This is a genomic window from uncultured Leptotrichia sp., from assembly GCF_938036635.1.
Lineage (GTDB): Bacteria > Fusobacteriota > Fusobacteriia > Fusobacteriales > Leptotrichiaceae > Leptotrichia > Leptotrichia hongkongensis.
This window is the reverse complement of record NZ_CALHQO010000015.1, coordinates 1-8,496: the sequence shown is the minus strand read 5'-3', so window position 1 is coordinate 8,496 and position 8,496 is coordinate 1. Positions and strand designations below refer to the sequence as shown.

Genomic DNA, 8,496 nt, shown 5'->3' with positions numbered 1-8,496 from the left:
GCAGGTGACAAATTATATAAGCATATTATGAAAACTGGAGAAACGCTTACGTGGAGTGGTACTATTGAGGATTCCGAATACAATGATTTGGCATCTATCAGTTTTTCATTTCAATATTAAATAAACTTATATGGATATTATTAAGAGTTGATTAGAATAAAGAATAGATTTGCATAAACATTATTCAGGAGATTATATGAATAAAAAAACCATTTTAACTGTTTTGATTACAGCACTGGTTATGATTGGTGGTACTATTGGAGTTATGATTATGCTGAATGGCAATAATGGATTTACTTTTACTAATTCTCTAAAAGATGGTCATTATATTCAGGATACAGATAATGAAGATAAAATAAAGTTAGATATTGATGGAAACAAGGCGTTAGTAACTCGTTCAGGTACTTCCTATATTTGGACTATTGATAAATCTAAAAAAAGTTTTATTTTTAAAGAAGATGATGAAAATAAAAAAGTAAACTATGAAATGATTGCTGATAAGTTAGTTATTAATTATGATGGCACTAGGATTTCCTTTATTAAATCAACTAAAAAAACTACAAGATCTAATGCTAAATCAGAAACAAAACCATCACAACGTCCTACTTCTTCAGAAAGTAAGTTAACTGTTGATATAGTCAAAAAAGAGGCTGAAAAAGGTATTGGATTAGCTCCAAAATTAGCTAATGATTTAATGGATGACTTACAAGGTTCAACTAAATATGAAGATGGTGGAGTAGTGGTTTCAGTTGAATTTGTTGATGCTGATGGCAATACTATTGAGGAAACAGATAAGGGTTATAAAGTAGACGAAGTTTTAAGTGTTAATGAAAAGTATGATGATATGATTGAGGTTACATTTCTTGTCTCAAAAAAATAAGTTTAAATATTTCTAAAAAATTAAGGAGATTTTTATGAAAAAAATAATGATTATGTTAGGAATTTTAATTGGAGCAGTTTCATGTTCAAGTGTTTATAGCACTAATGGAGCAACACATAAAACAGAAGATGGAAGTGTGTTCAGAACTGTATGTGCAAGCAGATACGACTGTACACAAGTCAGAGTTGAAAATTCGGACTACCACAAATGGTACACCGGAGAAATGTCAGAAGAAGAATATTTAAGAAGACATCCAGAATTTAACTTAACTGATGAAGAATGGGAAGGATTATAATTATTAGCGTTTTGTCAACTTTTTTAGGCTGACTTATAATTAAGAAATTTTATAACATAACAAAAAGCCAAATTTTTACATCTGGCTTTTTTTCAAATATATAAAAATTGTAATGTATAGAAAACTACCTTAAACTAGATAATAGCTTAAAAATTTTTTATAAACTATAAAATTTCCACTTCAGATTTATCAAATATTTTTTTATAGCTTTCTAAAAAATCTTTTTTATCTTTTTCACAAATAAATGCATCAAAATCAGACAAATTACTAAATTTATAATTTCCTAAAATCCCTAATTTTCTGTATTCAGTTGCTAAAAATATTTTTTTTGAAATATTCATTATTTCTTTTTTTGTATTTCCGTCGTTTGCTTCAAAATTCATCACTTTTCCAGCTTCCAAATCTATTCCTGCACTTCCAACAAAGGCTTTATCCACATTGTATTTTTTTATGTAGTTAATTGCCTCTATCCCCACGTTTCCGCCAATTTCCTTGTTGTATTCGCCACCTATCATAATGATGTTTATTTTCGAATTTTTATTAAAATGTGTTGTTATGCTAGGCATATTTGTAATAAGGGTTATTTCTTTTTGAGAATTTGCAAGATATTCTGCTGCAATATAGTTTATGCTTGTAATATCAAAAAATATCGTTTCCCCATTTTGAATATTTTCTATTATTTTTCTTGCGATAATTTCTTTTGGCTTTGTTCTATTTATAACTCTTTCTTCAAGTGTGCTGGAATGTGCCAGTTCCTTTAGCAAGATTGCTCCCCCGTGGGTTCTTTTAAGTTTTCCTTCCTGCTCCAGTCTTTTTAGGTTCTTTCTTATAATAACTTCTGAAACATTAAATTTTACTGCCAAATCAGCAACTTTTACTTTTTTCTCATTTTTTAGAATTTCCAGTATTTTTTCCAGTCTTTCATCCAAAAACATATCAAATCTCCAATGCTTTTTATAGTTATCTAAATTATACCAAAATTCATTTAATATTTCAAAATTTTATAAAAAATCATAATAAATCAAGCAATGTTTTTTGGCCATAAACTTTTTCCCAATCTGAATTAAATGTATCCATGCTCCAGTCTGTGTAAGGATGATAAATTAATTTTTCAAAAATGTCTGGAGCTACTGTTACAGATTTTGATCCAGCTAAAATAGCTTCATGAACTTGTCTTACATTCTTAAACGAAGCTCCTAATATTTTTGGCTCAAAAATTCTTTTGTACTGTGCCAGTTTTTCCTCATCAGTTTTTTTTGTCATTTCAAGGATTTTATACGCATCTTTTACAATCTCAATTCCATTTTCGCCAATGTTATCAGAACGGTTAATATATGGAGCCATATATTCTGCTCCTGCTTCAGCTGCCATAATTATCTGTTGAGGTGACAAAATACCTGTTGCAGTAATTTTATATCCATCTTTTGCCAATTTTTTTATGGCTTTTATACCTTCAGGCGTTACAGGAATTTTTGTATAAAGATTTTCTCCAAAAGTATCATTCAAAAGTTTCACTTCTTTTATCATTATTTCAGCTGTACTTCCTACAGCCTGTGCATGCACAATCTTATCTCTTCCAATAATATCAAAAATATCATTTATAATATCCTTAAAATCTCTTTTTTCCTTGGCAATAATAGTAGGATTTGTAGTTACACCTGCTATTGGAAAAATATCACTAATTTTTTTTATACTTTCCAAATTTGCCGTATCAATAAAATATTGCATTTCTGTCATCCTTCCTTTTGTTTTTTATACCAAATAGTTTAATATTTTAATTAGTTTCGTTTTATTTCGATATAATTTTAATACATAATTTAAAAAATGTCAATCTATCTTTTTAATTTTTTTGAAATTTTGATTAAATAATTAAACTTTTGATACTATAATCTTTTTGAAAAATCTAATCAAACTTGAGAAAACATCAATAGGAGCTATTTTTATTTAAACTAGGTTTTTATATTTTATTTACATACATAATTAATACCATAACAAAATCATATATAATACAATTTTTATTCTATTCCGATATTTTAAATTAAAAATGACTTCAAAACTAACAAATCTATTTCTCATTTATAAATTAACTTCAAAATTTGATATAATTCTTTACAAAATTAAATAAAACTATTGACAAATTTTCAAAAATAGGATAAAATCGAAATATAAAGAAACAATTTGAAACTATAGATTTTTTTAAAAGAAAAAGAGGGAGATAATCTATGAGAGCATTGGTTACAGATATTGAAAGAGGAGCTACATTTGATGGACCAGGAATTAGAACAGTCGTCTATTTTAAAGGATGTCCACTTAGATGTCTGTGGTGTTCCAATCCTGAAACGCAAAAATTAGAAAATGAATTTTGGGATTATGATGGCTCTCTTTATAAAGGAAACAAAAGCCCTTGTTCTGGCTGTCCTGCCGCAAATTCACTAAAACAAGTTGCAAAAGACATGACACTGGAAGAAGTATTTGAAATCGTTATGAAAGATGAAAACTTTTATAGAAATTCTGGTGGCGGTGTTACCTTGAGTGGCGGAGAAATACTTGTAAATTCAGCTTTTGCAATAGAACTTTTTGAAAAATTAAAAGAAGAATATGTTAATACGGCTATAGAAACAACAGGATATGGGAATTACAAGGATCTTGAAAATTTAGCAAAACTAACAGATACTGTATTATTTGATATAAAGCATTTAAATAGCCAAAAACATAAGGAATACACTTCTGTCTCAAATGAAATTATTTTAGAAAATCTTACAAAACTTTCAAAATGGCACAAAAAAATCATTATGCGATTTCCGTTTATAAAAGGAATTAATGATGACGAGAAAAATATTCGTCAAACAGCAGAATTCCTAAAAAATTTGAATCTTCTAGAAGTAAACATTCTTCCCTATCACACAATGGGGTTAGAAAAATATAGAAAACTAGGTCGTGAATATCCTATGAAAACATTGGAAAAACATACACAAGCGGAACTGGATAACGCTGTAGGCATAATGAACAGTTACGGATTGAAAGCAAAATTATATGGATAACGAAAATTAAAGATAAAGATAAAATATAAAAAATGGAGGAAAAACAATGAAAGAATTTGTTTTGAAAAGCGAAAGAGTAAAAAAATTAAGAGAATCGGCTTTATCAAAATTTCCTGGTGTCAGTGTCGAAAGAGGAAGACTTTTGACAAAAGCATACAAAGAACACGAAGGAAAATCAAAATATATTGTTCGTGCTTATGCAGTTAAGGAAATTTTAGAAAATATGACAATTTATATAAAAGATGGAGAACTTGTCGTAGGAAATCAGTCTGTAGACGAGAGAACTGCTCCCCTTTTCCCAGAATATGCAGTAGATTGGATTATTGATGAAATCAAGACAAAAGGTAACTTTGACCATAGAGACGGAGATAAATTCAGAATACCCGAAGAAGAAATTCCAGAATTACTTGAAATATGTGAATGGTGGCGTGGAAAAACATTAAAGGACAAAGCTCACGCTCAAATGCCTCAGGAAATAAAAGAAGCTGGAATCGCAAAAATTATTCACGGAGAAGGAAATATGACTTCTGGTGACGGACATATTGTTCCTGATTTTAAAAAGGTTTTGACAAAAGGGCTAAAAGGTGTGATTGAAGAAGCTAAGGCTTCTATGGAAAAAATAGACATTACAATTTATGGCGGATACAATAAAATTGACTTCTTAAAGGCTGTACAAATTGTGGCACAGGCAACTATCGACTTTGCTCATAGATTTGCAAATCTTGCAAAAGAACTTGCTGAAAAGGAAACTGATTCTCAAAGAAAAGAAGAATTACTTCAAATTCAGAAAAACTGTCTAAACGTACCTGAAAATCCTGCTCAGACATTTTGGGAAGGAGTACAGGCAATCTGGTTTATTCATTTAGTAATTCAGATTGAAAGCAACGGACATTCAGCTTCTCTTGGAAGAGTGGATCAATATTTATATCCACTTTACAAAAAAGATGTTCTGGAAGGTGACTTAGACAGAGAATTTGCAAAAGAAATGCTACAATGTCTATGGGTAAAACTTTACTCTGTAATAAAAGTCCGTTCAACTTCACATTCTGGTTACGGTGCAGGTTATCCAACTTATCAAAATGTTACAATAGGAGGATCAACTCCAGCTGGAAAAGATTCTACAAATGAATTAAGCTACTTAATTTTGGAAAGTGTTGGAGAAAATAAGCTTACACAGCCAAATCTCTCAGCAAGATTTCACATAAACTCTCCAGAAAAATTTATTAGAAAATGTGCCGAAGTAGCCGCAACAGGTTATGGAATGCCTGCAATGCATACAGATGAAATAATAGTTCCTGCATTGTTAAATAAAGGCGTAAAAATTGAAGATGCCTACAATTATTCAATGGTAGGATGTGTAGAAGTGGCTGTTCCTGGAAAATGGGGATATAGATGTACTGGTATGACTTTCTTAAACTTTGTAAAAGCAACTGAACTTGTATTGACTGATGGCTATGATGCTAGAACTGGACTTCAATTACTAAAAGCTGGAAAGCTTACTGACTATGAAACTTACGATGATTTGTGGGAAGCATGGAAAAAATATATGAAACACTATACAAAATTGTCAGTAGCGCTTGACGCATTGTCTGACACACATTTGGAAGAATTCCCTGACATTTTATTATCAAGCCTTATTGACGACTGTATAGGCAGAGGACTTTCCGCAAAAGAAGGTGGAGCTGTTTATGACATCATTTCAGGACTTCAAGTGGGAATTGCAAATGCTGCAAATTCACTATACGCTCTAAAAACTACTGTTTTTGATAACAAAATATTAACAAAAGAAGAAGTTTACAATGCCCTTCAGACAAATTATGCTGGAGAAAATGGGCAACGAATTAGAAAAATATTGTTAGAAGTGCCTAAATATGGAAATGATATTGATGAAGTGGATGTATTTGCTACAAATATTTACTGGACATATATTGACGAAATTCAAAAATATCATAATACAAGATATGGAAGAGGCCCTATTAATTGTGGTTACGGAGTTTCTACATCTGGAATCTCATCAAATGTACCAATGGGAACAGTAAGTGGTGCCACTCCAGATGGAAGATATGCCTACACACCAGCAGCTGAAGGTGGTTCGCCAACTCAAGGAACTGACACAAACGGTCCAACAGCAGTACTAAATTCTGTAAACAAATTGCCAACTCTTATGATTACAGGTGGACAGTTGTTGAATCAAAAATATCCGCCAGAATTAGTAAATACTCCAGAGCAGTTTGAAAAATTTGTAAATGTAATAAAATCATTTATAAGTTCAAAAGGATGGCATATACAATTTAACATTATTTCAGGAAAAACATTAAAACAGGCACAAGTTGAACCTGAAAAACATAGAGATATAATAGTAAGAGTTGCTGGATACTGCGCTCAATTTGTTACACTTGACAGAACTACACAAAATGATATTATTTCAAGAACAGAACAAAGAATATAAACATTTATCTTTTAGATAATTTTTATATATAAGTTTTCTCTATACAAGAAGCTAGTAATTTTAGGCTTCTTGTATTTTTTTGTATAATCAACATAACAAAACTCTACTTAAAGACTTTATAAATTGATGTTTTACACTATTTTTTGGTTATTCACAAGTTGTATTCTAGTGTTTTCAAATATTATTTCATAATATCTTTAGTTATCAAATAATTCTATTATTTTACCAAGTATCTCATCAAGTATCTTTCAACATTATCCCCATACTCGTTATCTAAAGTTTCTACTATTTTAAATCCCAGTTCTTCATAAATTTTTTTCGCAGTAAAATTATCCATATCTACAGTAAGCTCTATTCTCTTTATTCCCATTTCTTTCAAAGTTTCCATTACATACTGAAGCAATTTTCTAGCATATCCATTTCTCTCAAATTTCGGCACAGTCGAAACCCCATAAACATAAGCTACTTCCCTGTCAAAACTGCTCAAAACTTCAATAACTGACATCAATTCTTCATTTTCATCGTTACTTAACATTGCAAAAACTTTTCCATATTTAGTAAATGGCTTAATGTTCCAGTTTCCAACTGTTGCTTCTCCAAATACTTCATTTTCATGTTTAACAATTTTAAATAACAATTCTGAATCTTTTTTCGCATCCAATACTCTAATCTTATAATTTTTTCCCATGAAAATCATCCTTTCTCATAAATTCTTCATATGATTCATTTTAACACAAAACTAGATTGATTAATTTATAATATTTATTACACAACATCTTCCTTATTAAATCAATCATTCTAAGTATATTAGAACCTAAATAATATTTATTAAATTAATAAAGCTATACAATATCAAATTTAATTAAAATAACTATAATTTCTTTAACCAGTTTTAGATTTTTACATACAATTTAATAACTTACCTTATATAAATACAGCCCTTCTGAAGCTGCCAAAATTTTTTTATCATCAACATTAGGTTTTTCAAGTCTTTTCCTGATATAATCTTTTTCTTCATTGCCAAAATAAACTGCAAGTGCTGAACCAATCATAATTCTGACCATTGTTTTCAAAAATCCGTTACCACAAATTTCCACATTCACTTGTTTTTCTCCAAATTTCTCATCATAATAGCATTTCACATAAAAAATCTCTCTCACAGGGTTTCTGTAAGCCTTATCTTTTTTCATAAAACTGCTAAAATCATACTTTCCTACAAAATCATTCATTATTTCCTGAAATCTTTCCACATCTACGCTTCTTCTCAATCCAGTCACATAATTCGCCTCAAACGGTGTAATATTATCTTCATCCCTCATAATATACAAATAAGTTCGACTTTTTGCATTAAATCTCGCATTAAATTTCTTATCTGCTTTCTCAATGTTTAATACTTTAACTTCTCTTCTCAGAGATTTATTAATTTGTCTTTTTATAGCCTCAAGCGGAATTTTACTATCAATCACAAAATTAGAAACCTGTTCCATCGCATGAACTCCTTTATCAGTTCTCCCAGATGAAATCATATTTATCTTTTGTGAAAATGTTCTAAAAATAATTTTTTCAATTTCCCCTTGTACAGTTTTCATTCCATTTTGCCTCTGAAACCCACAAAATTTACTTCCATCATACTGATAAACCATCTTTACATTTGTTTTTTCCATTTTTCTCTCTTATTTCTCCAGTTAATAGCTTATTTTAAAATATATATTTTTTACAACCTAATACTATTTTCCATTTATACTCGAACCCCTTTAAAATTGAACTAATAGAAATTATATAATTTAGGGTTTGAGTAAAATAGTCATAATTTTGAGTTCTGTTTTAAACT

General features: G+C 29.8%; 8 protein-coding genes. 4 read left to right on the top strand and 4 right to left on the bottom strand.

Annotated features, from left to right (window positions below; all coding sequences use genetic code 11):
* Positions 1-196: 196 nt before the first annotated feature.
* Both Q0370_RS00235 and Q0370_RS00230 read left to right on the top strand, forming a co-directional pair.
* Positions 197-880: a hypothetical protein gene (locus tag Q0370_RS00235; RefSeq protein ID WP_195426554.1), complete on the top strand. Its 684-nt coding sequence runs from the start codon at positions 197-199 to the stop codon at positions 878-880.
* 34 nt (positions 881-914) lie between these two features.
* On the top strand, positions 915-1,175 hold the full coding sequence (locus Q0370_RS00230; protein ID WP_299570482.1) for a hypothetical protein: 261 nt from the start codon (positions 915-917) through the stop codon (positions 1,173-1,175).
* Positions 1,176-1,339: 164 nt separating this feature from the next.
* Here the strand turns inward: Q0370_RS00230 and Q0370_RS00225 are convergent, their stop codons facing one another.
* The gene (locus tag Q0370_RS00225; protein WP_299570480.1) at positions 1,340-2,110 is read right to left on the bottom strand and encodes a DeoR/GlpR family DNA-binding transcription regulator; all 771 of its coding nucleotides are present in this window, start codon (positions 2,108-2,110) and stop codon (positions 1,340-1,342) included.
* 76 nt (positions 2,111-2,186) lie between these two features.
* Positions 2,187-2,912, bottom strand: coding sequence for a transaldolase family protein (locus tag Q0370_RS00220; RefSeq protein ID WP_299570477.1), 726 nt, complete (start codon positions 2,910-2,912; stop codon positions 2,187-2,189).
* A gap of 485 nt (positions 2,913-3,397) precedes the next feature.
* Here Q0370_RS00220 and Q0370_RS00215 point away from each other — a divergent pair, with 485 nt between their 5' ends.
* Both Q0370_RS00215 and Q0370_RS00210 read left to right on the top strand, forming a co-directional pair.
* Entirely contained in the window at positions 3,398-4,216 is an 819-nt protein-coding gene (locus Q0370_RS00215; protein ID WP_299570475.1) for a glycyl-radical enzyme activating protein, read from the top strand.
* 46 nt (positions 4,217-4,262) lie between these two features.
* Entirely contained in the window at positions 4,263-6,665 is a 2,403-nt protein-coding gene (locus tag Q0370_RS00210) for a glycyl radical protein (RefSeq protein WP_299570472.1), read from the top strand.
* A 217-nt stretch (positions 6,666-6,882) separates the two neighbouring features.
* Here the strand turns inward: Q0370_RS00210 and Q0370_RS00205 are convergent, their stop codons facing one another.
* Both Q0370_RS00205 and truA read right to left on the bottom strand, forming a co-directional pair.
* Positions 6,883-7,353 (bottom strand): N-acetyltransferase, encoded by a 471-nt coding sequence (locus tag Q0370_RS00205; RefSeq protein WP_299570470.1) that lies wholly within the window; start codon positions 7,351-7,353, stop codon positions 6,883-6,885.
* A 223-nt stretch (positions 7,354-7,576) separates the two neighbouring features.
* On the bottom strand, positions 7,577-8,329 hold the full coding sequence (truA, locus tag Q0370_RS00200) for a tRNA pseudouridine(38-40) synthase TruA (RefSeq protein WP_299570467.1): 753 nt from the start codon (positions 8,327-8,329) through the stop codon (positions 7,577-7,579).
* Between the last annotated feature and the right edge of the window lie 167 nt (positions 8,330-8,496).

Bases quoted from the DNA above. Each gene is read 5' to 3' on its own strand.
- Q0370_RS00235 (WP_195426554.1), top strand. From the start codon at position 197: ATGAATAAAAAAACCATTTTAACTGTTTTGATTACAGCACTGGTTATG.
- Q0370_RS00230 (WP_299570482.1), top strand. From the start codon at position 915: ATGAAAAAAATAATGATTATGTTAGGAATTTTAATTGGAGCAGTTTCA.
- Q0370_RS00225 (WP_299570480.1), bottom strand. From the start codon at position 2,110: ATGTTTTTGGATGAAAGACTGGAAAAAATACTGGAAATTCTAAAAAAT.
- Q0370_RS00220 (WP_299570477.1), bottom strand. From the start codon at position 2,912: ATGACAGAAATGCAATATTTTATTGATACGGCAAATTTGGAAAGTATA.
- Q0370_RS00215 (WP_299570475.1), top strand. From the start codon at position 3,398: ATGAGAGCATTGGTTACAGATATTGAAAGAGGAGCTACATTTGATGGA.
- Q0370_RS00210 (WP_299570472.1), top strand. From the start codon at position 4,263: ATGAAAGAATTTGTTTTGAAAAGCGAAAGAGTAAAAAAATTAAGAGAA.
- Q0370_RS00205 (WP_299570470.1), bottom strand. From the start codon at position 7,353: ATGGGAAAAAATTATAAGATTAGAGTATTGGATGCGAAAAAAGATTCA.
- truA (WP_299570467.1), bottom strand. From the start codon at position 8,329: ATGGAAAAAACAAATGTAAAGATGGTTTATCAGTATGATGGAAGTAAA.